This window comes from Halorubrum pallidum (assembly GCF_055380345.1).
Window position 1 is genome coordinate 217,724 of sequence record NZ_AP043944.1, and the last position, 21,482, is coordinate 239,205.

The 21,482-nt window shown below is 58.1% G+C and carries 25 protein-coding genes and 1 pseudogene; 12 read left to right on the forward strand and 14 right to left on the reverse strand.

The features are described from left to right. Positions 1-2: 2 nt before the first annotated feature. The gene (xseA, locus tag ACZ45C_RS01145) at positions 3-1,055 is read right to left on the reverse strand and encodes an exodeoxyribonuclease VII large subunit (RefSeq protein ID WP_096396451.1); all 1,053 of its coding nucleotides are present in this window, start codon (positions 1,053-1,055) and stop codon (positions 3-5) included. Positions 1,056-1,129: 74 nt separating this feature from the next. Then, positions 1,130-1,297, reverse strand: a complete 168-nt coding sequence (locus tag ACZ45C_RS01150; protein WP_009488216.1) for a DNA-binding protein — start codon at positions 1,295-1,297, stop codon at positions 1,130-1,132. A 136-nt stretch (positions 1,298-1,433) separates the two neighbouring features. Here ACZ45C_RS01150 and ACZ45C_RS01155 point away from each other — a divergent pair, with 136 nt between their 5' ends. Together ACZ45C_RS01155 and ACZ45C_RS01160 are read left to right on the forward strand one after the other, a co-directional pair. Further along, the gene (locus ACZ45C_RS01155) at positions 1,434-1,730 is read left to right on the forward strand and encodes a helix-turn-helix transcriptional regulator (protein WP_096396450.1); all 297 of its coding nucleotides are present in this window, start codon (positions 1,434-1,436) and stop codon (positions 1,728-1,730) included. A 69-nt stretch (positions 1,731-1,799) separates the two neighbouring features. Continuing rightward, positions 1,800-2,687 (forward strand): annotated as a pseudogene (locus ACZ45C_RS01160) (DUF8172 family protein). 320 nt (positions 2,688-3,007) lie between these two features. Here ACZ45C_RS01160 and ACZ45C_RS01165 read toward each other — a convergent pair. The 5 genes from ACZ45C_RS01165 to ACZ45C_RS01185 form a co-directional block, all read right to left on the reverse strand. Further along, on the reverse strand, positions 3,008-5,290 hold the full coding sequence (locus ACZ45C_RS01165; protein ID WP_460560740.1) for a copper-translocating P-type ATPase: 2,283 nt from the start codon (positions 5,288-5,290) through the stop codon (positions 3,008-3,010). A 132-nt stretch (positions 5,291-5,422) separates the two neighbouring features. Beyond that, a complete protein-coding gene (locus ACZ45C_RS01170; RefSeq protein WP_004594582.1) occupies positions 5,423-5,620 on the reverse strand; it encodes a heavy-metal-associated domain-containing protein in 198 nt (65 codons plus the stop codon). Positions 5,621-5,766: 146 nt separating this feature from the next. Beyond that, the gene (locus tag ACZ45C_RS01175) at positions 5,767-6,162 is read right to left on the reverse strand and encodes a hypothetical protein (protein WP_004594583.1); all 396 of its coding nucleotides are present in this window, start codon (positions 6,160-6,162) and stop codon (positions 5,767-5,769) included. A 137-nt stretch (positions 6,163-6,299) separates the two neighbouring features. Next, positions 6,300-6,575 (reverse strand): DUF7521 family protein, encoded by a 276-nt coding sequence (locus ACZ45C_RS01180; RefSeq protein ID WP_004594584.1) that lies wholly within the window; start codon positions 6,573-6,575, stop codon positions 6,300-6,302. 3 nt (positions 6,576-6,578) lie between these two features. Continuing rightward, positions 6,579-6,929: an ArsR/SmtB family transcription factor gene (locus tag ACZ45C_RS01185; RefSeq protein ID WP_092817278.1), complete on the reverse strand. Its 351-nt coding sequence runs from the start codon at positions 6,927-6,929 to the stop codon at positions 6,579-6,581. 114 nt (positions 6,930-7,043) lie between these two features. Here ACZ45C_RS01185 and ACZ45C_RS01190 point away from each other — a divergent pair, with 114 nt between their 5' ends. From ACZ45C_RS01190 to ACZ45C_RS01200, 3 genes are all read left to right on the forward strand, one after another. Continuing rightward, entirely contained in the window at positions 7,044-7,604 is a 561-nt protein-coding gene (locus tag ACZ45C_RS01190; RefSeq protein WP_092817279.1) for a DoxX family protein, read from the forward strand. Between the two features lie 108 nt (positions 7,605-7,712). Next, positions 7,713-8,537 carry an IS5-like element ISHla3 family transposase gene (locus ACZ45C_RS01195; protein ID WP_008443456.1) on the forward strand — a complete coding sequence of 275 codons (825 nt, stop codon included), beginning with the start codon at positions 7,713-7,715 and terminating at the stop codon, positions 8,535-8,537. A 118-nt stretch (positions 8,538-8,655) separates the two neighbouring features. Next, positions 8,656-8,970: an SHOCT domain-containing protein gene (locus ACZ45C_RS01200; RefSeq protein ID WP_156586790.1), complete on the forward strand. Its 315-nt coding sequence runs from the start codon at positions 8,656-8,658 to the stop codon at positions 8,968-8,970. An 11-nt stretch (positions 8,971-8,981) separates the two neighbouring features. Here the strand turns inward: ACZ45C_RS01200 and ACZ45C_RS01205 are convergent, their stop codons facing one another. Beyond that, the gene (locus ACZ45C_RS01205) at positions 8,982-9,431 is read right to left on the reverse strand and encodes a universal stress protein (RefSeq protein WP_092817280.1); all 450 of its coding nucleotides are present in this window, start codon (positions 9,429-9,431) and stop codon (positions 8,982-8,984) included. Positions 9,432-9,615: 184 nt separating this feature from the next. On the opposite strand from ACZ45C_RS01205, the gene ACZ45C_RS01210 reads away from it, so the two are divergent. Then, positions 9,616-10,116 carry a CBS domain-containing protein gene (locus tag ACZ45C_RS01210; RefSeq protein ID WP_379771240.1) on the forward strand — a complete coding sequence of 167 codons (501 nt, stop codon included), beginning with the start codon at positions 9,616-9,618 and terminating at the stop codon, positions 10,114-10,116. A 68-nt stretch (positions 10,117-10,184) separates the two neighbouring features. On the opposite strand, the gene acnA is transcribed toward ACZ45C_RS01210, so the two are convergent. The 4 genes from acnA to ACZ45C_RS01230 form a co-directional block, all read right to left on the reverse strand. Continuing rightward, positions 10,185-12,968, reverse strand: a complete 2,784-nt coding sequence (gene acnA / locus ACZ45C_RS01215; RefSeq protein WP_379771238.1) for an aconitate hydratase AcnA — start codon at positions 12,966-12,968, stop codon at positions 10,185-10,187. Between the two features lie 96 nt (positions 12,969-13,064). Then, a complete protein-coding gene (locus ACZ45C_RS01220; RefSeq protein WP_434523278.1) occupies positions 13,065-13,340 on the reverse strand; it encodes a DUF7521 family protein in 276 nt (91 codons plus the stop codon). Continuing rightward, the gene (locus tag ACZ45C_RS01225) at positions 13,337-13,636 is read right to left on the reverse strand and encodes a DUF7521 family protein (protein ID WP_379771236.1); all 300 of its coding nucleotides are present in this window, start codon (positions 13,634-13,636) and stop codon (positions 13,337-13,339) included. The genes ACZ45C_RS01220 and ACZ45C_RS01225 overlap by 4 nt, the downstream gene beginning before the upstream one ends. Before the next feature lie 2 nt (positions 13,637-13,638). After that, the gene (locus ACZ45C_RS01230) at positions 13,639-13,989 is read right to left on the reverse strand and encodes an ArsR/SmtB family transcription factor (protein WP_379771234.1); all 351 of its coding nucleotides are present in this window, start codon (positions 13,987-13,989) and stop codon (positions 13,639-13,641) included. Positions 13,990-14,119: 130 nt separating this feature from the next. On the opposite strand from ACZ45C_RS01230, the gene ACZ45C_RS01235 reads away from it, so the two are divergent. Then, a complete protein-coding gene (locus tag ACZ45C_RS01235) occupies positions 14,120-14,788 on the forward strand; it encodes a cupredoxin domain-containing protein (RefSeq protein ID WP_379771233.1) in 669 nt (222 codons plus the stop codon). 56 nt (positions 14,789-14,844) lie between these two features. Here ACZ45C_RS01235 and ACZ45C_RS01240 read toward each other — a convergent pair whose 3' ends face one another. Next, positions 14,845-15,378: a hypothetical protein gene (locus ACZ45C_RS01240; protein WP_379771231.1), complete on the reverse strand. Its 534-nt coding sequence runs from the start codon at positions 15,376-15,378 to the stop codon at positions 14,845-14,847. 399 nt (positions 15,379-15,777) lie between these two features. Here ACZ45C_RS01240 and ACZ45C_RS01245 point away from each other — a divergent pair, with 399 nt between their 5' ends. Continuing rightward, the gene (locus ACZ45C_RS01245; protein WP_379771229.1) at positions 15,778-16,287 is read left to right on the forward strand and encodes a S16 family serine protease; all 510 of its coding nucleotides are present in this window, start codon (positions 15,778-15,780) and stop codon (positions 16,285-16,287) included. A gap of 60 nt (positions 16,288-16,347) precedes the next feature. On the opposite strand, the gene ACZ45C_RS01250 is transcribed toward ACZ45C_RS01245, so the two are convergent. After that, complete coding sequence (locus ACZ45C_RS01250; protein ID WP_080505595.1) at positions 16,348-16,545, reverse strand: heavy-metal-associated domain-containing protein; 198 nt, start codon at positions 16,543-16,545, stop codon at positions 16,348-16,350. Positions 16,546-16,679: 134 nt separating this feature from the next. Here ACZ45C_RS01250 and ACZ45C_RS01255 point away from each other — a divergent pair, with 134 nt between their 5' ends. From ACZ45C_RS01255 to ACZ45C_RS01270, 4 genes are all read left to right on the forward strand, one after another. Continuing rightward, positions 16,680-17,270, forward strand: coding sequence for an AsnC family transcriptional regulator (locus ACZ45C_RS01255; protein WP_271904109.1), 591 nt, complete (start codon positions 16,680-16,682; stop codon positions 17,268-17,270). 94 nt (positions 17,271-17,364) lie between these two features. Then, the gene (locus ACZ45C_RS01260) at positions 17,365-19,971 is read left to right on the forward strand and encodes a heavy metal translocating P-type ATPase (RefSeq protein ID WP_379771226.1); all 2,607 of its coding nucleotides are present in this window, start codon (positions 17,365-17,367) and stop codon (positions 19,969-19,971) included. A 17-nt stretch (positions 19,972-19,988) separates the two neighbouring features. After that, positions 19,989-20,213, forward strand: a complete 225-nt coding sequence (locus ACZ45C_RS01265; RefSeq protein WP_128904675.1) for a DUF7123 family protein — start codon at positions 19,989-19,991, stop codon at positions 20,211-20,213. Continuing rightward, positions 20,210-21,211 (forward strand): DUF63 family protein, encoded by a 1,002-nt coding sequence (locus ACZ45C_RS01270; RefSeq protein ID WP_379771224.1) that lies wholly within the window; start codon positions 20,210-20,212, stop codon positions 21,209-21,211. Before ACZ45C_RS01265 ends, ACZ45C_RS01270 begins: the two co-directional genes overlap by 4 nt. Positions 21,212-21,482: the final 271 nt, after the last annotated feature.

Sequence of the window (21,482 nt, forward strand, 5' to 3'; positions counted from 1 at the left end):
GTTTAGATCACCCCCAACCAAAGCCCAGTGATGGCCAACAACAGCAACAGCAGCACAGCGATTGCGGCCTTGTAGTAGACCGGCGGGAGCCCCTCGGATGCGGCCGCCTCGTCGACTGCTTCGGCGAGTTCCTGTTCGTGTTCGTGCTCCTGCTGGAAGGTTTCGTACGCGGCGTCGAGTTGCTGGGCCAACGGCTTGACCTCGCCCGCGAAGAACTCCTCGCTGGAATTCACGATATACTCGCCAGCGGCCGTCGGCGTGATCGTCGCCACATCCGCGACTTGATCGGCGATTAACCGGTCGTCAGTATGCCCGATCGCCGTGACGGTCGGGGTGTTCGCGGTGAAGATAGCTTCCGCGACCCGCTCGGTGTTGAACGCCTGGAGGTTCGAATCACTCCCGCCGCCACGGCCGACGATGATCGAGTCGACCTCCTCGGAGCGGTCCAGATGGTGGAGGCCGTTCGCGATGGACGTGGGCGCCTCAGACCCTTGGACGGTGGCGTCCTTCACCAGGATGTCGACGGTAGGGTCCTGTTCGTGGATCGCGTTCTGGATGTCATAGCGGGCATCGCCACGGAGGGAGGTTACGACCCCAACCCGCTCTGGGAACGCCGGCGGGCGCTGTTTCTGCTCGTCGTCAAACCACCCACGCTCTTCGAGTTCGCTTCGCAGTCGCTCGACGGCAGCTGCTTGATCGCCGTCGCCGACGACGATCACCTCCCACGGCTTGAGGTCGATTTTCCCGCCTTCGACCCAGTAGTCGATGTCGCCTTCGAGGATGACCTCGGTCCCGTCCCCGAGGTCGACGTCCATGTTGCGGTAACGGTTCGCCCAGAGCATACAGGGGAGCTCGGCGTTACCGTCGGTGAGCGTGAAATAGAGTGCCGTACTGTTCTGGTGGAGGTCTGTGACTTCTCCGATACAGCGGACACCGTGGAGGGCAGGCGTCTCCTCGACGACAGACGCGATTCGGTCGTTCAGCTGTGAAACGCTGAGGACCGCTCTCGAATCGGGGTTGACCGCCTGCCGTTCAGTATCCGGTGCTTCCGCCATGTGCGTCTTCTAATACTGAAGAGCAACTTCAAAAAGCTACGTTCGAGTGATGAGGTCGACTGTGGTACCCCGGACTACAGGTCGCGGGGCTGGACCGTCTTCCGATCGTTCGCTTCGGCACGCTCGGCAGCGTCGTCGAGGAGTTCGGCGGCCTCTTCGTTGAGGGCGTCGTAGAAATCGGCCGAGACGTTGTGATCCGACAGTGCATCCTTCACAGCTGCTTTGACAATCAGGTCAGACATTCCATCACAGGATTCTCTTGTCCACCATATAAAGGTTCGAAGTTTCTCGCCGGGATTTCGGCCATAGTGCTGCCGAGACGCACTCAGGATACCAGAGAGCACTTAATCACCCCGTCAAAAGTAGGGAAACAGACGGATGCACGATTTAACCGGATTCCAGCGAGATATCTTGTACGTGATTACGGGGCTCGAAGAGCCACACGGGCTCGCAGTCAAGGACGAACTCGACGACTACTACGAACAAGAGATCAATCATGGGCGGCTCTATCCAAATCTGGACGACCTCGTCGACAAAGGGCTCCTAGAGAAAGGCGAACTCGACAAACGGACGAACGTGTATACGGTCACGAAACGTGGATTACGGGAGATCGAGGCGCGACGAGAGTGGGAAGACCAGTATCTTGAGGATGAGCAAGCAGCCACGACATCGTAGAGCCGAGTCAGTAGATTAGGGTAGAAGAAGCAAGACTGCTTTACCGATTCCTCACAAAGGTAGAGTGAAATGGACCGGCTCGTCTTCTATCATCATCCACAAGCCGAAAATTTCTCACTCAGATATAGCTCGGCATCACTAGCAGATATCCGGTCTCGACGAGAGCAGTCTGACGAGTCGACCAAGCTGATTGGTTACCCGTTTGAAACATTGGTCTATGTACTCTATGAGGGCGATACAGAGATCGAATCTGCCCAAGATATTGACTTCGACAGGGAGTGACTGAGTGACCGTATTCGTGACCTCCCTCGTGCTGGGCAAGTTGTCGCATTCCGACTGGTGGAATTGCTTGAGGCCGCTGTCGATGTTCGGGACGCGGATGAGTTCCGGCTCTACAAGGAGTTCGAACCGCAGAAGATACAACAGGCACTCGACCACGTCACGTGGGGAGCATCAGTTCCTGAAGTCGCCGGCGAAGTGATGTCGAATTTGATCCTCCGACATTCCCTCCCGAATGCGAATCATCGAACTGGCATCGCGATGCTGCAGTTCTGTATTGAGAGTGTGGACCCAGATTTTGAGATGCCACGAACGCACGTCGACGACGATTCCTGGCGAGAGTGGGTCGATCCCTATATCGTCGATTCCAAGCGGCTCATCACGGTCCGCCGGAACAACCTCCGTTTCAAGCAACTCGAAGAGCTGGACGTCGACCTCGTCGAACGGAAAGACGGGATCCAAATCCGATTAGCCGAGTTCGAGCTGGATATGCACTGGCGAGAAGCCCTCACAGAGTATGCTGGGCAGCACGAATCTCACTGTACGGACTTCGCGCAGGCAGTTCTCGAACGAGCAGGACGGGACGATCTACTTGACCGTCAAGGACCAACGAAACAAGAGTTCATCACGTATCTGGAGAACGGACTGGTCGAACGAGACTTCAGAGAAATGTTTTGATCAGTCGCGAAGCTCGGCGACCGACTGACCAACCTCACGGACGTGTTCACTTCGCTCGAGGTCGAGTTCCTCGGCGAGGTAGTCAACCGTCTCTTCGAGGCTCATATCGGAATAAAGTCCGTCTAACGGTATAAACCTAGTGCTGACGCAGCAGTGTCGCCCATCAGAGGAAGCGTTTGTGTATACCGAACTATACACCCTTCGGGAAAACTGTGGAACCGGTGACCGCATTGCGATACCCACCGAAATTACGCAGGTCGCCATCTGCTGTCCAGCAACCGAATTCAATTGAAAGAAGCTCCGAAGCGATCGGGAGCGTTTCAGTCTGCAGGTTGTGCGTCAGTCGCTGGTGTCCCGCTTGGAAGCTCGGGGATGGACAGGTCCACGCGGCGGAGCAGCTGTGCGTTGATGGCGACGATGACCGTGCTCAACGACATCAGGAGCGCACCCACAGCGGGGGAGAGCAGAATCCCGATCGGTGCCAAGACGCCTGCTGCAAGCGGAATCGCGAACACGTTGTAGCCGGCGGCCCAGACGATGTTCTCCTGCATCTTCCGGTAGCTCGCCTTACTGAGTTTCACGAGTCGCACTACATCCATCGGGTTGTTCTGCACGAGAATGACATCCGCCGACTGGACGGCGACGTCGGTGCCGCTCCCGATGGCGATCCCGACGTCGGCTCGCGTCAGCGCCGGCGCATCGTTTACACCGTCACCAACCATCCCCACGAGCTTCCCCTGGTCTTGGAGTTCCTGGACTTTCTCGTCTTTGTCTTCGGGGAGGACCTCGGCGAACACCGTGTCGATGCCCAGTTCGTCAGCGACAGCGTTGGCGACGTCCTGGGAGTCGCCAGTCAGCATCGCCACTTCGATTCCCAGATCGTGGAGGGCGTCGACGACGCGGAAACTCTCTTCACGGATTACGTCGGCCATCGCGAACGCGGCGATCAACTCACTGTCACGAACGAGATACACCACCGTTTGAGCGTTCTGTCCCGCCTCGTCAGCGAAGCGCTGGAGATGGGCGGGGATCTCGCTATCGAGCTGGGTCAACAGGTTCGGCCCACCGACGTACACCTCGTTTCCATCGACGTTTGCGCGAACCCCTCGCCCTTTGATCGCCTCGAAGGCGGTCGCGTCGGGAGTAGTTAGGTCTCGCTCGTCGGCGGCCTCGCGAATCGCTCGCGCGATCATGTGTTCGGAGTCGCTCTCGACGGCTGCCGCCAGCGCGAGTGCGTCGTCCTCGTCGACACCGTTGACGGTCGCCATATCCACGACGCCGTGTTCGCCCTCGGTAAGCGTCCCTGTCTTGTCGAAGATGATGGCATCCAGATTCCGTGCGTCCTCCATTGCGATGCGGTCGCGAACGAGCATCCCGTTGCGCGCCGCAAGTGAGGTGTTGATGGCGACGACCAGCGGGATGGCGAGCCCGAGGGCGTGTGGGCAGGCGATGACGAGCACCGTCACGACTCGCTCGATGACGGTCGCATCGAACGAGACCGCGACCGTCCACGCGATTGCGGTCACGACTGCCGCCCCGAGCGCGACGTAGAACAGCCAGCCGGCCGCCCGGTCGGCCAGCACCTGCGTCTTGGACTTGCTCTGCTGGGCTTCCTCGACGAGGCGCATAATGCCCGCGAGTGTGGTCTCCTCGCCCGTCGCACCGACGCGGACACGGAGGCTGCCGTCGCCGTTGATGGTGCCGCCGATGACCTCATCGCCGGGTTCCTTCGAGACGGGTTTGGACTCGCCCGTGATCATCGACTCGTTGACGTCCGAATCACCTTCCTCGACGGTGCCGTCAGCAGGGACACTTGCGCCCGGCCGGACGAGCACGAGATCGCCTTCCGAGAGCTCCCTGACGGGAACCTCCTCGGTTTCTCCGTCGTCGGTAATACGCTCGGCGGTGTCTGGCATCAGTTTCGCCAGTTCGTCGACCGCGCTGGAGGCCCGCCGGACCGACCGCATCTCGATCCAGTGGCCCAGCAGCATGATGTCGATCAGCGTGACGAGTTCCCAGAAAAACGCAGACTGCGTCGGGAAGACCACGCTCGCGAGACTGTAGACGAACGCGACGGTGATCGCCATCGAGATCAACGTCATCATCCCCGGCGACCGGTCTTTCAGCTCCGGCACCGCCATCTGGAGGAACGGCATCCCACCGTACGCGAAGACGATGACCGCGAAGACGGGGTTGATCCACTCGCTCCCCGGGAACGCGGGGACGGAGAACCCGAGCCACTCCTGCAGCATTTCGCTGTATAGCAGGACTGGGATCGACAGGAGCGTCGAGACGAAGAAGCGCCGGCGGAACATCTGCTCGTGGCCCTCGTGCATCCCGCCATGCCCCTCACCGTGGCCCTCATGGGAACCGTGGTCGTGTCCTTCGCCCTCGTGTCCAGCGTGCTCGTGCTGCTCGTCGAGCACCGTCTCACTCTCCGCAGCAGGGTGTGCCTCTTCTTCCAGTAGCTCCTGTTCTACCCGCTGCTCGTCCGACTCGGCGTCCGATTCATCCTGCTCGCCGTGTTCGTGCTGGTGACTGCTGTCGTCCTGCTGGTGTTCCCCTCCAGGGGGATTCTCATTTGTATCTTTGTGGTCGTCCATAGCCCATATTCTCTGTAGAGGTGGATCCGCTGGCCCCCTGAATCTTCCCCACTGAAACTGTACAGCAGGACCAGCGTAGCGAAGCTTCAAAGACAACGGTTGGCCGTTGTCTCGGAGTGGTCCGCGCGATTCTCAGGCGTAAGCGGTGTACCCGGCGTCTTCGACGGCCTCCACGAGAGCTGTGACATTTGCCTCACCATCGACGCTCGCCTGTTCGCTCTCCCTGTCGACGGTCACGTCAGTCACGCCGGATACCTCTTCGAGGGCCTCTTCGACCGTCTGCTCACAGTGACCGCACGTCATGCCTTCCACGATGATCGTCGTCGTCATACAGGGATACACACGGCCTCCTCTCTTTAGCGGATTTCCCCTTCGATCATACTGATATCGTGGGGCTCAAACTTTAGATTCAAAGTGATACCTGCGGCCGTAACGAACTAGACATCGGATGCGCCAGGTGTCAATAGCGAGGTGGCTCAAGTATCGTTGTGACGCTCTCTGTACGTCTTCGCCGCTAAAAAGACATAGAGTGCGCCGATAGCCCGAATGCCCAAGCGGAATCGCTCGTTCCATTCTATCGACTCTGGACGCTCGTACAGGAACGCGGTGGCAAATCTCTGATACAGGTCGGGAAATAAGAGGACTATCGCACCGAACACGCCGGTAAGATTCATCAGCAATGCGTATGCTCGCCCGTTAAAGAGTGAAAGCGCAGCTATCAGAACACCCTCCGACCGGACTGCTGGACGTATCCACCCTCTCACTGTTCCCTCGTCTGGATTCGAAATGGCGAGTTTCTCGAAGAGCTCGACGATTTCGTCCGGGAACAGCGCTGAGATAGCGCCGAGGACACCGACGAGTGTTCGAATCATACGATATGGTACGACCGATATGGATATAACTCCCACTGCGACGCTACACTATCGAGAACGAGGGGAGTCCGAACAGTAGCGGCTTCGAACCGGGCACGACGCGCAGAGGCCGCTTGTCGAATGGGCGTCCTGAATCCTTATGGATTCGGGGCATACAGGGCGTAGAGGATAGACAGCATCCCGGCTGCGGTGACGAGTGCTGCGACGAATCCTGCTTCGAAGATCGACACCTGGAGGAGTTCGAAGAGGACGCCTTCAAGGAGGCCGCCAAGCCCGACCAATGCGAAGCCGGCGGCGACGTACAGGAGTAACTGCGTGTGATGTCGTTGGTACCCGCGATAGGCCTGATATGCGATGACCAGTGCTAACGCGGTCGTGAACAGTTTGCCGATGACGAATAGCGTGTGGTCCATGATTCAGTCTCCCCGCATTTCCTCGAAGATGGTCGTAATCCGGTCGGCGGGGTCAGGCTGGATGTCGATGTTGACGTCGAAGCCCTCCGCCTGCAGGAGGATTTCGATGCGTTCGAGGCGCGCCTCATACTCGCTGTAGTGCCGTCCCCCGGGGTCGACGTGCGTATACTCCTCGAGGAGGCCCTGCTCGACGAGGCGGGTGACACGGCGCGAGACGGTCGGGCGTGACATGTCACATTCCTCGCTGAGCTCCTTCGCAGACAGGCGGTCGGTCTTCGTCGCCACGAGGATGTCGCGGGCGTACTCGTCGTCGAGTGTCGCGAAGATTTCCGACGGGTCGGCCTCCTCAGTCACACGTCTCTACTCGCGACAGGAGCGTAATATAGCCCGCCGATTTTCTGACCCAGAACGCCGGCTCGCCGTTATATCGTCTCTGCCTCCGTACTGATAGTTGAAGGTGCAATAACTATGTCCACACTCGACTCCGGCATGAATCAGCTCGAGAGCAGAGTCGGCGGTCTGACCGTCGGCGGGAAAGTTCACAGTCTCAGTGCGTGGTTCGTGCTCGCGCTCCGTCTCATGATGGGCTACGCGTTCGCGTACTCCGGGTTCACGAAGATCACCGGCGAGTTCGCCGCGGGCGGTTACCTCACGAACGTCGCGGCGACGAACGGCAACCCGCTCGCGGGGATGTTCGCGTGGATGGGGAGTACGCCGTGGTTCGTCGAGTTCGCGAACGTGGCCGTCCCGTGGGGCGAGCTGTTCATCGGCCTCGGCCTGCTCGTCGGCGCGTTCGTCCGCCTCGCGGCGTTCTTCGGCGCGCTCATGATGCTCATGTTCTACTTCGGGAACTGGGACATGAGCCACGGGTTCATCAACGGGGACTTCGCGTACATGCTCGTGTTCCTCGCGGTCGCCGCGTTCGCCGCGGGCCGCATCCTGGGCCTCGACCAGTACATCGAGAACTACGACGTCGGTGGCGAGACGCTCGTTGAGCGCTACCCCGCCCTCGAATACATCCTCGGCTAACCACGCCGAACTCTCTTCAGGAGTACAATAATGTGCTGTGTTGAATAGCGATCTAATCAGCTGTTATCACGGAGTAGAAGGACGAAGCCGAGGAAATCGATTCTGTCCATGGAAGTCGATCTCCTCGACTTCGTTGAGCAGTGTCGTCGCCTAGTCAAACAAGCGTTGGGAAAGCACGCGGGCGAGCCCGCCAGCGGCGGGTTCGCCCGCTGGAAACACGTTGTGCTACACTGTCTTCGGCTCGAAGACGGCCACAGCTACCGAGAAACGCCGAATCGGCTGAAGTATATGGCCGAGATTCGTGACGCACTCGGCTTAGATCCAGACGATCTCCCAGACTACAGCACGATCTACAAGTCGTTTGATCGGCTGAAGATGTGGGTGTGGCGGGCGCTGCTGCGCGTTTCCGCGCAGCAGCACCCGCAGTCCGGACACGCTGCGCTCGACAGCACGTTCTTCGATCGGCGACGTGCCTCATCGTACTTTCGTCAGCGGGCAGGACGAACGATACAGACGCTGAAAGTGACGACATTGACTGATGTGGAATCACTAGCTGTTCTCGACGTTCACATCGCAGCGCGGTGGAAGCATGACACGAAGACGGGACCGCAGGTCGTCCGCCGAAACGCGGACGACCTGCAGTCCGTCGCCGCCGACAACGGCTTCCAAGACTGGCACACCGAGTACGAAATCGCCGCACACGACATCGATTACCTCGTTCATTATCGCGGCTCGTCAGCGAACGCAGCCGCGAAAAACGCTCTGAACCGGGCAAAGGGCTACTCTCAGCGGTGGATGGCCGAAACATCCTATTCGACAACCAAGCGCTCGCTCGGCGATGCCGTGCGAGCGCTTGGCTGGTATCGGCAGTTCCGTGAAATCGTCTTGATGTTCGCCATCACCAACATAGAACCACTGTGTGAGCCGTTGTAACCGTGGCTCAGCATCTATTCAACACAGCACAATAATGCAAAATCCAATTCAAGCACGCGGGATTCGTTCTCTGGGACTCATCGTCATCGGAGCACTGACGCTAGCCGTCATCATTGGAATGACTCTGACGCACGCTGCTGTTCCAGATACAGTGATGTGGGACTGGCATGACGGGATGTGGAATGATGGTCACATGGCCGGGTGGGGAATATGGAGCTGGGGGATGATGTTGATCGGTTTGCTGTGGATGGCACTTCTGATCGCCCTTCCCGTCTACATCGTCTACTGGCTGACAACGCGGTCGCCATCGGACGGCCCCACCGAGGATAGCGCACTCGCTGTCCTCCAGGAACGGTACGCTCGCGGCGAAATCGACGACGAGGAGTTCGAACGCCGGCGCGCCCGACTCACGCCTGACGGCGGCCGTTACTGACTGTTCTTCCCCTATTCGTCGACTTCCGTCTTCACGACGGTCGCTGGGCGGGTCGTCAATCGAAGGACGCGGTCGGTCACGCTTCCGAGCAAGGCCCGGTATTCTTCCGGCCGGTGTTTCGTTCCAAGTACAAGTAGATCCATATCTTCGGCATCAGCATACCGTACAATCGTCTCAGCCGGTCGGCCGTGCTCAATTGCTTTGACAACATTGACACCGACCTCCTTCGCTTTATATTGGATGTCTGCGATTGTTTCCGTTCCAAGTTCTTCGAGGCCATGTTCTGGGCCTTCGGCTTCATCAACGTACTCGTCACCGCTGTATGCTGTTACGACGTCCTCATCGACTACATACAGAACATGGAGATCGGCATTATGGGCCTCTGCTAGCGCGATAGCATGGGATTCAGCTTCCTCAGAAGCGACTGTCCCGTCAGTCGAGAGCAAAACCGTATCGTACATTTATCTTTACTTATTGAGACTAGATTATAAAAGCCAGCGCTCTTGGATAGTGGCGTAGCTGGTAACACTTTTTGTAACTTCACAAAGTTTGGAGATTGTCGTCTCTCAGGGTTGAAGAGTGGAGGATTTCTATGACGACCAGCTGATGCTAAGCTATTTCCTGTTATGAGTCGTACTGATTAGCATGGGTACCAGACCAACTGACCTCCGGATGGACATTGGTCGTATTTCTGATGAGTCGGTCGCCCGTGTCACGCCTGACGCCACGGTTGCCGAGATCGCTCACACGATGATCTCCCAATCGCGGTGTGCCAGGTACGTGGTCGTCGAAGAATCCGATCAGATCTCTGGTATCATCACCGATCGAGACCTGATTGCTAACCTGCTCACCGAGGAAAGCGAGTTAAGTGTGCTCACAGCCGAGACGAGTGGAGACGACGTACGAGCTGCTGACGTGATGACGCGTGACCCACTTACTGTGCCAGCAGATGCTGAGATTCCAAAAGTCCTGAGACAAATGAACGAAGCGGGTGCTCGACACGTCCCGGTTGTTGAAGACGGGAGCGTTATCGGGATGATCACTCTGGACGATTTAATTACGCATGTTGCTGGTGAGAGCGCACACGTTTCAGCTCAGATGGATAACGTAGCGGGCATCATCCGAACAGAGTCTACGCACGATTGAAACGCTAATTTGGACTCAAAGTTATTCGTGTTGCTTGTGCTTCCAGAAATAGAGTCAGTTGAGAGAGATTATTGCGTGAGGAGCCGTCTAAGGACGTAGTGGAGGATGCCGCCGTGTTCGATATAGGTCACGGCGGCCGGCGTGCCGACCTGTGCTGTGACCGGGAACTCGACAGTCGACCCGTCCGCACGCTCGGCGATAACGGCCAGTTCGTCCATCACGTCGAGCCCGTCATCGAGGCCGTGGATCGTGAAGATCTCCGACCCATCCAGACCGAGAGATTCCCACGAGTCGCCATCATCGAACTGCAGGGGGAGCACACCCATGCCGACGAGGTTGTCGCGGTAGATGCGCTCGTAACTCTCGGCGATGGTTGCGCGAACACCGAGTAGGTCCGTTCCTTTCGCCGCCCAGTCCCGGCTGGAGCCGGTACCGAACTCTTCGCCCGCCATCACGACGAGCGGGACTCCCTCCTCGCGGTAGCGCTGGCTGGCTTCGAACACGGTCGTCTGCTCGTCGGTTGGGTGGTGGATCGTATAGCCACCCTCGACATCGTCGAGCATCTCGTTCTCGATGCGGACATTGGCGAACGTTCCCCGCATCATCACCTCGTGGTTGCCCCGACGTGCGCCGTAGGTGTTGAACTCGTGTGGCTCGACACCGTGATCGAGCAGCCACTGACCTGCGGGGAGGTCGGGACCGAACGGGCCGGCTGGACTGATGTGGTCGGTCGTAACGGTATCGCCGAGCGTCAGTAGACAGCGTGCGTCCTCGATATCGGCGACGCCGGGTTTCTCTACCGGGAAGTCCTTGAAGAACGGCGGTTCACGGATGTATGTCGAGTCCTCATCCCACTCGTAGACGTCACCCGTGGGCGCGTCGAGAGCAGCCCATCGCTCATCGCCCTCGAACACGGAGGCGTACTTCTCCTCGAACATCTCCGGAGAGACGTTCTCGTGGATTGCGGCCTGCACGTCCGCTGCGTCCGGCCAGATGTCCGCCAGATAGACTGGGTTACCCTCATCGTCAGTGCCCAGCGGCTCGTGTTCGAGATCGATGTCCATCCGCCCTGCGAGCCCGTAGGCGACGACGAGCGGCGGGCTCGCGAGGTAGTTCGCGCGGATCTTCGGGTGGATACGCGCCTCGAAGTTCCGGTTCCCGGAGAGAACGCTCGTCGTCCAGAGGTCGTGGTCGTCGATTGCCTGCTCGATGGGATCGGGAAGCGGCCCAGCGTTACCGATACAGGTGGTACAGCCGTAGCCGACGACGGCGTACCCGAGCTCTTCGAGATACGGAAGCAGCCCCGATTCTTCGAGATACTGCGTGACGACACGGCTACCCGGTGCGAGACTCGTCTTGACGTACGGCGGGACGTCTAGGCCTTTCTCGACGGCGTTCTGGGCGAGCAGTCCAGCAGCGATCATCACCGACGGGTTCGACGTGTTCGTACAGCTCGTGATGGCGCTGACGAGGACGTCTCCGTGTCCGATTTCGACCGTCTCACCGTCGAGGTCGACCTCAACGTGTTTGGTTAACGGATGCAGTTCGGCTTCAGGTTCGACCTGAACGCCACCGTCGGTCTCCGCACCAGCTGCGCCACCCTCACCGAGCCACCGCTGTAGGGCGTCCTCGTCGACGTCACCGAGGTCGTCTTCGAACTCTCCGTGGAGAAGTTTTCGGAAGCTCTGTTTCACGTCCCCCATCGGAATCCGGTCCTGTGGCCGCTTGTGTCCGGCCAGACTCGGTTCGACAGTCGAGAGGTCGAATTCGACGACCTCAGTATATTCTGGTTCCTGTTCTCCGAACAGCCCTTGCGCTTCGAGGTACTCGCGGACGAGATCGATGTGGTCGGGATCACGCCCGGTGAGTTCGAGATACTCGAGCGTCTGGTCGTCGACCGGGAACATACTGATCGTCGAACCCTGTTCGGGCGCCATATTGGCGATCGTGGCCCGGTCGGGGACTGTGAGGTTCTCCACACCAGGACCGAAGAATTCCACGAACCGGTCGACGACGCCGACCTCGCGGAGTCGTTCGGTGATGTGGAGCACGAGATCCGTAGCCGTCGCGCCCTCGGGTAATTCGCCTTCGAGACGGACGCCGACGACCTCGGGGAGTTTCATCGTGACCGGTTGACCGAGCATCGCCGCTTCCGCTTCGATGCCGCCGACGCCCCAACCGACCACACCGATGCCACCGATCATCGGGGTGTGGCTGTCCGTGCCGACGAGCGTGTCCGGCAGGAGCCAGTTCTCGCCGTCTTGCTCGCGGGCGTGGACGACCCGACCCAGATGTTCGAGATTCACCTGGTGGACGATACCGGTCCCCGGCGGGACGACGTTGAAGTTCTCGAAGGCGTTCTGCGCCCACTTGATCGCGCGATACCGTTCGGCGTTTCGCTCGTACTCCAGTTCGACGTTCTTCTCGTAGGCGTCCTCGGAGTCGAAGTAGTCGACTTGGACGCTGTGGTCGATCACGAGATCAATAGGAATCTCCGGTTCGACCAGGGTGGGATCTCGGTCTTTGCGGTCGACCTCGGATCGAAGGGCCGCCAGGTCGACGACTGCGGGTACACCGGTGAGATCCTGTAGGACGACTCGTGATGGAGAGAACGGAACCTCTGCGTCCGGTACGTCTGGCTTCCAGCCAGCAGCATTCCTGACATCTGACGCGGTGATAGTTTTGCCGTCGACGTTTCGGAGCACCGATTCGAGGAGGATACGGATACTCACCGGAAGCGTGTCGAGTTCACAGAGTCCATGTTCTTCGAGTGCTCGAAGGTCAGCCATCTTGTACGTCGTCCCGTCGACGTCAAGTTCGCGGACGGCATCGAACGGGAGTGTGTCAGTCATAGTATCTAAATGTGTGCTCGGGAGCGATATTAATCTCCCTTCGAATCCATTCCAATGGGAATCGGGATCCTGAATACTGTGACGGCATTTCGGAACTCACCGAATGAAAGACCAGAGGAGGACGGCAAACCCACACGCCAACGCAGCGGATTCGGCAACATGTACCTGCGTGAGCGTTAATGCTGTGAGCTGGTAGAGAAAACCTTCTATGAGGACACCGAGCGTCATGAACCCGAAGCCGATCGTTGCGTCACGTAGGTATCGAGTCCGTTCCTGACGATACGCGCGAAAGCTGATCGCTGTCGTCGCAATACCCAAGAAGAGGAGAAAGACACGGACTCCAATTAGCGTGACTTCCCATCCAGTAGTCACGATTCCTCGCCCCCCTGTGTCGGCTGGGACATTTGTCCGTGTAGCGAATAAAGGATAATGAGCATACCTACCGCGACAAGTGTAGTCTGAATGGTCCCAGCAACGAAGATGGACAACCCAACGACGTCGAAAAGAATGCCTTCGATTACGGACCCGACGCTGATGAATAGGAATCCGATAGCGACGTACAGCATTGGTTCGCTACCGTAGACTCTGTATCCACGATACGCTTGATACGTTATCGACAGCCCTAGTCCGACTGCGATGAGCTTTGCAATGACGAGTGCGGTGTGCATGGTTAGGTGTCTCGGATGTCGGTCCAAATACGCGAGAACCGCTGCGCGGCGTCCTCACGAACGTCCATCTTGATGTCGATCGTTCCATCTTCGATATCGACATCGATGTGGTCAACGTTTGCTTCGTACACGCTATGATGGCTCCCATCAGTCTCAATCTGTGTTTGTTCGACGAGCAGGTCATTAGCGACCATATCTTCGACCCGGCGGTAAATCGTTGAGAGGGCAACGTCGCATTCCTCACTCAGCTCCTTCGCTGAGAGGGGGTCCCGGCTCGTCGCGGCCAGAATCTGACGAACCCGCTCCTCCCCGAGGAGGTCTAATAACTCGTCAGCGCGATGATCCGTGGACACAGCTGTTCCTCGCAATACAAATTAATGCCCTACCGAAACGTAAGTAACGACCAGTTTTGCGTCGCACGCAAAACAGCTCACCCGTCTATTTTCCCCCCCTCGTATTCTCACCTGTGAGGTGACCTACCCTATGACAACCAATTCAGGACTCACCCGGCGGCGAGTGCTCCAGTTGACTGGTGGTACAGCTGTCATTGGACTCGCAGGATGTACGGGATCGGAATCAGACGGCAGTGATAGTGGGGCCGAAAGCACTGCGACATCTACCGAAGACGGAGGCGAGTCGGGGCATGACGAAGGAGAGAACAGTAGCGAAGGAGAATCGGGGCATGACGACGAGGGAGGTCACGATGAAGCCGTCGGGGAACCGAGCGATACAGCTGAGGTGGCGATGGTCACCGAAGACGGAGGATATCACTTCGAACCGCACGTCGTCCGCGTCAATGTCGGTGGGACGGTAACGTGGACTAACGAGAGCGGCAGTCACTCCGCGACGGCCTACCATCCAGACAACGACCAACCCCAGCTCGTTCCCGATGGTGCTACATCATGGGATAGTGGTCTCCGCTCGGAGGAAGGAGCGACGTTCGACCACACCTTCGAGACCGAGGGTGTCTACCACTACTACTGTACGCCCCACGAGACGGTCGGTATGCTCGGGAGCGTCATCGTCGGCGACCCCGATCCACATGAACAGATCGCGCTCGAAGAACCCCCCGAGGAGAAACCGGATACTGTCCGAGAGAAGCTCACCGAACTGAACGGGATGGTCTCAAGTGCACTTGGCGATGACCACTAACTGCTGACGTACGCTCCCGGCATCTTTTCTATCGCTGCCGGACGCGGTTTAAGGAGTCATACCAGTAGGTTATACATAGCGTGTGCTATTGCGAGAATGAGATACCCTCCCAGAAGGAAAAGAAGAGTTCTTCGAGGCAGTGATGGCAGGCCAATCGTGTCGGATCCGTGAATACGCTCACCGAGGGCATACACAAACCGACCGGCTACCAATGCGAATGGAAGATGCACGAGTAGTATCGGGACAACCATCGCATCGAATCTGGCGGTGGCTTCAAGCCGGGACAAGTATTCGAGTTTGAAGATTAGTTCCAGCCCCCCAACAGTGATCCCGGATGCGGCGGTCGCCAAGATCCCCTCCGTTTTCGAGAGTAGCTGGCTTCGCCAGTAACTCCAGAAGTAGAAGACTACGATCAACGGAAGCAGTCGGACGAACGCTTCCTCGATAAAACCGACAAGAAGCATTCCGATGCGAGAGGTCGTAGCCGGTAGGAGTACAAGCTCAACCTGATACGCGATCCAGACACCGACACCTGTCACTACAGCACTGATCGCCACAAGTGCGAAGAGAGAGCGGTACCTGGTGGACACGGCTGACTAATTGGGGATGCGTCAAGATAGTCGTGTGGAATCTAACACGGGAATACTCGTTTTTGCGCCGAATTTCTGACCGACACCATTCTTATATATTCACAAGCGTTACCTAGTGACATAGTACCATCACTACCCACGAAACACTCCCAGAGTATGCCACCTACCGAACGAGAGACAACGTCCGCATCCACGTCTGACTCAAGTGACGACATCGTCTCTCGCATCGAGCGAGACCTCCTTTCGCGGAGAGAATTTCTTGCTGGACTGGGTCTCGGATCGATAGGCGGTGCCGGTGGAGCAGTCGCTCTCACGCGGTCAGATACCGATTTCCAGTCACTAGCGACACTGGCAGGCGGGGCGGCCTCTCTCCCGGACACACAGTTCCATCTTCCGGCAGTGGACGCAGCTAACTCAGGTCTCATTATCGCGACCAATTTCGAGTTTTCTGATGGCAACGGTGAGCTGTTTGTCAATCTGAACGGTATCGAGATCCGCCACGACCTCCAGCGTGCACTGGATGAGGCGAGACAAACCGCTACCCGTCTTACTGGTCGTTCACTTGGAGATACGGCTACGCACGTATCATTCGTCTCACCTGAGACGGGCACTCTTACACTCCGTGGAAAAAGCTGGGAAGCCGGCCTTACGGTTGCTTTTATTGCCAGTCTTCGCCAGCAGTCGCTGTCGTCTGAGACCCTCATCACTGGAATCGTTGCCGACGATGGCAAGCTGCTCCCGGTTGGCGGAATCAAAGCAAAGGCCCGGAGTGCCCGGGCGTTCGGAGCGACCGAATTGCTTGTTCCCAGCGATCCCGATTCAGATGTAGCTATCGAGGGATTACGCGTGACACCCGTTGAATCGATCTCAGACGCACTTAGCCACTTGGCACAAACTCAACGTTCGTAGCAGTGAAGGCGAGATACGCTACGATGGGGCGTCGCTCGCCTTCTATCGTTACGTGATAGCTTACGTAGAGGCGTCGTACCCGGCGTCTTCGACCACAGTCACGAGGTCATCTGATTCAGCTGTTCCTTCGACTGTCGCGGATTCCGAGTCCCGATCCGCAGTCGCCGATGTGACTCCGTCGACTTCTTTGAGTGCTTCCTCTACAGTTTGCTCACAGTGTTCACAGGTCATTCCTTCGACCGAGATGGTCTGACTCATATCCATACATGATTAGGGCCCCCTATTCTATGTGCTTTTCTGCTTGGAACCCAAAGTTATTCCGAGTTCAAAACCGCACTCTCAAAGGTCTATTTTGAGAAAAAATAATGTATCCTGCGGTGCGACGCTGTTGTATGCGCAACCTAGACGAAACAGATCTGGAGATTCTCTCGTTACTGGCCGAAAACGCCCGTCGTCCATTCAGCGCCATCGGCGAAGAAGTTGATCTGTCCGGGCCAGCTGTTTCCGATCGAGTCCAACGATTACAGGAAGCAGATGTTATTAACAACTTCACGATTGATGTAAACCGGGCGCACCTTCGGGCCGGTGTTCCAGTATTCATTCAAACAGAAATCGAACCGGGATCGCTCGAAGAGGCCCGTACGCGAGTCCGGGAATCGGACGGCATCGAACACGTCTTCACGACCTCAGAAGGCGATCTCTGGTTCTATGCCCGCGTTGAGGCACAGAACGTCCGTCAGTGGGTAGACAGCCTGTTTGATGGGCTTGGGATATCTGGATATTCAGTCACCTTGATCGACGAAGCTGAATGGACGCCTTCGATCGACGGCGTCGAATTTGCTCTCACCTGCACTGAATGTAACAATACCGTCGACAATGAAGGTGAGACGAAGCGCATCGATGGCGAGATCTATCACTTCTGTTGTCCATCTTGTCTCGCACGGTTTGAAGACCGCTATCAGCGGCTCGAAGAGGGTGTATAGAACGGTCTTTGGATTCCAAATTTTCTTGGTGTCGATAACCACCTTCTCGAAACAGTAAACCGCCTAAACATAGACCCCGTATAGTAAGATGAACATGACAAGCCGAACAACCCATCTCGATATTACGGGGATGTCCTGTGCCAACTGTTCGGGAACGATCCAGGACACCCTCGAATCCCTTGACGGGGTATCGAAGGCGGATGCGAACTTCGCCACCGACGAGGGATCCGTAACCTACGATCCCGATGAGGTATCACTCCAGGAAATCTATGAGGCGATCGACGAGGCAGGCTACGGCGCAATCACGGAGACGGTCTCTATTGCTATCTCCGATATGACGTGTGCCAATTGCGCCGAGACCAACGAAACCGCTCTCGAGAATACACCGGGTGTCGTCACCGCCGAAGTCAACTACGCGACTGACGAAGCGCAGGTCACCTACAATCCGGCAGAGGTGTCTCTCAATACACTGTATGATGCTATTGAGGACGCTGGCTACTCGCCCGTCCGCGAAGATGGTGATGACGACGAGTCGGGTCAAGACGCACGAGATGCCGCACGACAGGCTGAGACCCAAAAGCAACTCAGACTGACCCTCTTTGGGGCAGTGTTGTCGGCTCCGTTGCTCTTCTTCCTCATCGACAAGTTTCTGCTCGGTGGCGCGATCGTCCCTGATGCCGTCTTCGGCGTTGAAATCGGGTGGCTCGAGTTCCTCCTCGCCACACCGGTGCAGGCGATCCTCGGCTGGCCGTTCTATAAGAACTCGTACAAGGCGATCGTGAAAAACGGCCGCGCCAATATGGACGTGCTAATCGCAATCGGTTCAACAACCGCCTATCTCTACTCCGTGGCAGTCCTGTCTGAACTCATTGCAGGTGGGCTCTACTTCGACACGGCAGCGCTCATCCTCGTGTTCATTACGCTCGGCAACTACCTCGAAGCTCGGTCGAAGGGGCAAGCGGGCGAGGCCCTCCGGAAGCTCCTCGAAATGGAAGCCGAAACGGCGACCATTATCCGCGAGGACGGCAGTGAAGAAGAAGTTCCGCTCGAAGAGGTCACAACGGGTGACCGGATGAAAATCCGTCCGGGTGAGAAAGTTCCCACAGACGGCGTCGTTGTCGACGGTCAGTCCGCCGTCGACGAGTCGATGGTCACTGGTGAATCCGTCCCTGTAGAGAAGGAAGAGGGCGATGAGGTCGTCGGCTCGACGATTAACGAGAACGGCGTCCTTGTCGTGGAGGCGACAAAGGTCGGAGAAGATACGGCTCTTCAACAGATCGTTCAGACTGTCAAGGAGGCGCAGTCGCGCCAGCCCGACATCCAGAACCTCGCGGACCGTATCTCCGCGTACTTCGTGCCTGCGGTCATCGCGAACGCTCTCCTCTGGGGCATTGTTTGGTTCCTGTTCCCGGAGGTACTGGCTGGCTTCGTCGACTGGCTCCCGCTGTGGGGTCAGGTCGCTGGCGGCCCGGCCCCGGTCGGTGGGACCGTTTCCGTCTTCGAGTTCGCGATTATTGTCTTCGCGTCCTCGATCCTCATCGCCTGTCCCTGTGCGCTGGGGCTGGCGACGCCCGCAGCCACGATGGTCGGGACGACGATTGGTGCCCAGAACGGCGTCCTGTTCAAGGGCGGTGACATCCTCGAACGCGCAAAAGACGTCGACACGGTCGTCTTCGACAAGACGGGCACCCTCACGGAGGGTGAAATGGAATTGACCGATGTGGTCGTCTTCGATAGCGATGGAAATGCAGTGACTGACGGTGGCGAGCCGACGCCAGATGGTGGACAGATCAGCACTCGTGAGCGCCTCTCCGAGGACGACGTGCTGCGGCTGGCGGCGATAGCAGAAAGCGGAAGCGAACACCCGCTCGCGCGGGCAATCGTCGACGGGGCTGAAGAACGCGGGCTGGACGTGACTGAGCCCGACGACTTCGAGAACGTTCCTGGTCACGGGATCAAAGCGGTTGTTGGTGACAACGAGGTACTGGTCGGCAACCGCAAGTTGCTGCGAGACAACGACATCGACCCGTCACCCGCCGAGGAGACGATGGAACGCCTCGAAAACGAGGGGAAGACGGCGATGCTTGTCGCTTCCGAGGGCAAACTGGTTGGTGTAGTGGCTGACGCCGACACAATCAAAGAGAGCTCCAAGCAGGCCGTTACAGCCCTCCAAGAGCGGGGCGTCGACGTAATGATGATTACGGGCGACAACGAGCGAACTGCTCGTGCGGTCGCCAAACAGGTGGGTATCGACCCGGAGAATGTCCGAGCAGGGGTCCTTCCCGAAGACAAGTCTAACGCGGTCGACAGTATTCAAGACGAGGGCCGTCAGGCGATGATGGTCGGAGACGGCGTTAACGACGCCCCCGCGCTCGCGGTCGCGCACGTGGGGACAGCCATCGGCTCCGGCACGGACGTGGCCATCGAGGCTGCAGACCTTACGCTGATGCGCGACGACCCGCTCGACGTGGTGAAGGCGATCCGAATCTCGGACGCGACACTCCAGAAGATCAAGCAGAACCTCGTGTGGGCGCTCGGATACAATACCGCGATGATTCCCCTCGCGTCGCTCGGGCTGCTCCAGCCGGTGCTCGCTGCAGCAGCAATGGCGTTCTCGTCGGTGTCGGTGCTGACGAACAGCCTGTTGTTCCGGCGGTACACCCCCGATCACGACTACAAGCTCTTCGGGTTCCTTCGCTAACCGTCGCCTCTATCTCAATGTCGAATATTTCCCGCCAAACGGTTCGGAGGTACCTCGTCGAGACAGCCAGTAGCGAACCGACGTACCTCCGGGCTCACGAGATCGCCGGTGATCTTGACGGCTCTCCGAAGGCTGTCGCGCAATACCTCAGCCAACTTCAGGACGACCTCTCACTCGTCTCACTCGAACAGTGGGGGCGCTCTAAGAGCACGACGTGGCGCTTGGAGGTGAACGAGTCGTGAGTACTGTCACGCGACGCGTCGAAACCGCCCTTCCGGAAACAGGCTCACGCGAGTGGTGGGCGCTGTACCTACTTGCTCCGCCCGTCCTCATCGGTGCGGGAATCCTTGCGTTCCCGGGCCTCGTCTTCGACCAGTTCATTTGGCAGTACCTCTGGGGACCAGTCGTCGCTGACGCTGCCAGTGAGCCAGTCATGCATGAGGGGATTCGTGCTGTTCGGGGCTACAACGCGGTGAACACCGTAACCTACCTCGCGGCGGTCGTGTACAGCCTCCCCGGACTACGAGTGTATCTCGATCAACTCGACGTCACGTTTGACGCACGACTGGCCTACGGGTTCGCCCCGATCATTATCGCCGGCGGAGCGATGCGCGCCCTCGAGGACATCGGCCTACTCGGGGACTACGCGGTGTGGTTCATCACGCCGTCAATCTACTTTGTCGTTACCGCTGTCACCGTCCTCGCGCTCGGCATCGGCGCACTTGCGCGTGATCGGAATACCGGTTCCATTCCGTCAACGGTCGGGCTTATCGGGTCGGTGTGGGCTGTCGGTGCTGTCGGGTGGGTGCTTTGGTACGGCCTCTCGATGTCGACCCCGCTCCGTCTGTGGGTTCCTGTCGCAACGACGGGGATTGCTCTCGGGGCGACCGCGCTCTACTACTGGGGAGCGAGTTTCGTCAATGTCACACACCTTCGACACCCGCTGATTCTGCTGGCCGTCTTTGGCCAGCTGTGGGACGCTGCACAGAACCTCATCGGTGTGACGTTTCTCGGCTACTCCCCCAAGCTGGTCGTCACGAATCTCGTATACCAGGCGACTGGATTTGCCGGATCGACGTTCGTGCTGAAACTCGTCGTGACTGTCGGCATCGTGTGGTATCTCGCTGATGCGAAAGAGGAGATGAACCACACATGGTGGTGGCTTATGACGTTCTTCATCGGAGCGATCGGGCTCCCGATGGGCGTTCGCGGGTCACTTCGGATGCTACTGGGGGCCTAACAACGGCCTCGGCGATGTACCGCGCTTTCTGTTAAGAATCGAAACCGGCCGAACGGTATCTGGGATGGTGGATTGAGGCGTTCACCGCGCGTAGCCTTGCTGGATCACTCCCGTTTCGAAAGAAAACAGAGTGGAGTGTGGGACCGGCGTGTCCTAGAATAGACAATCCTACCGAAGGCGACTGTGATCACATTCCGGGTTATTAGTAACAGGGGTAAAGCGTATGGGAACTACTGTTGTATCGTCTAATAATGCCGCAACCGTGGAATCG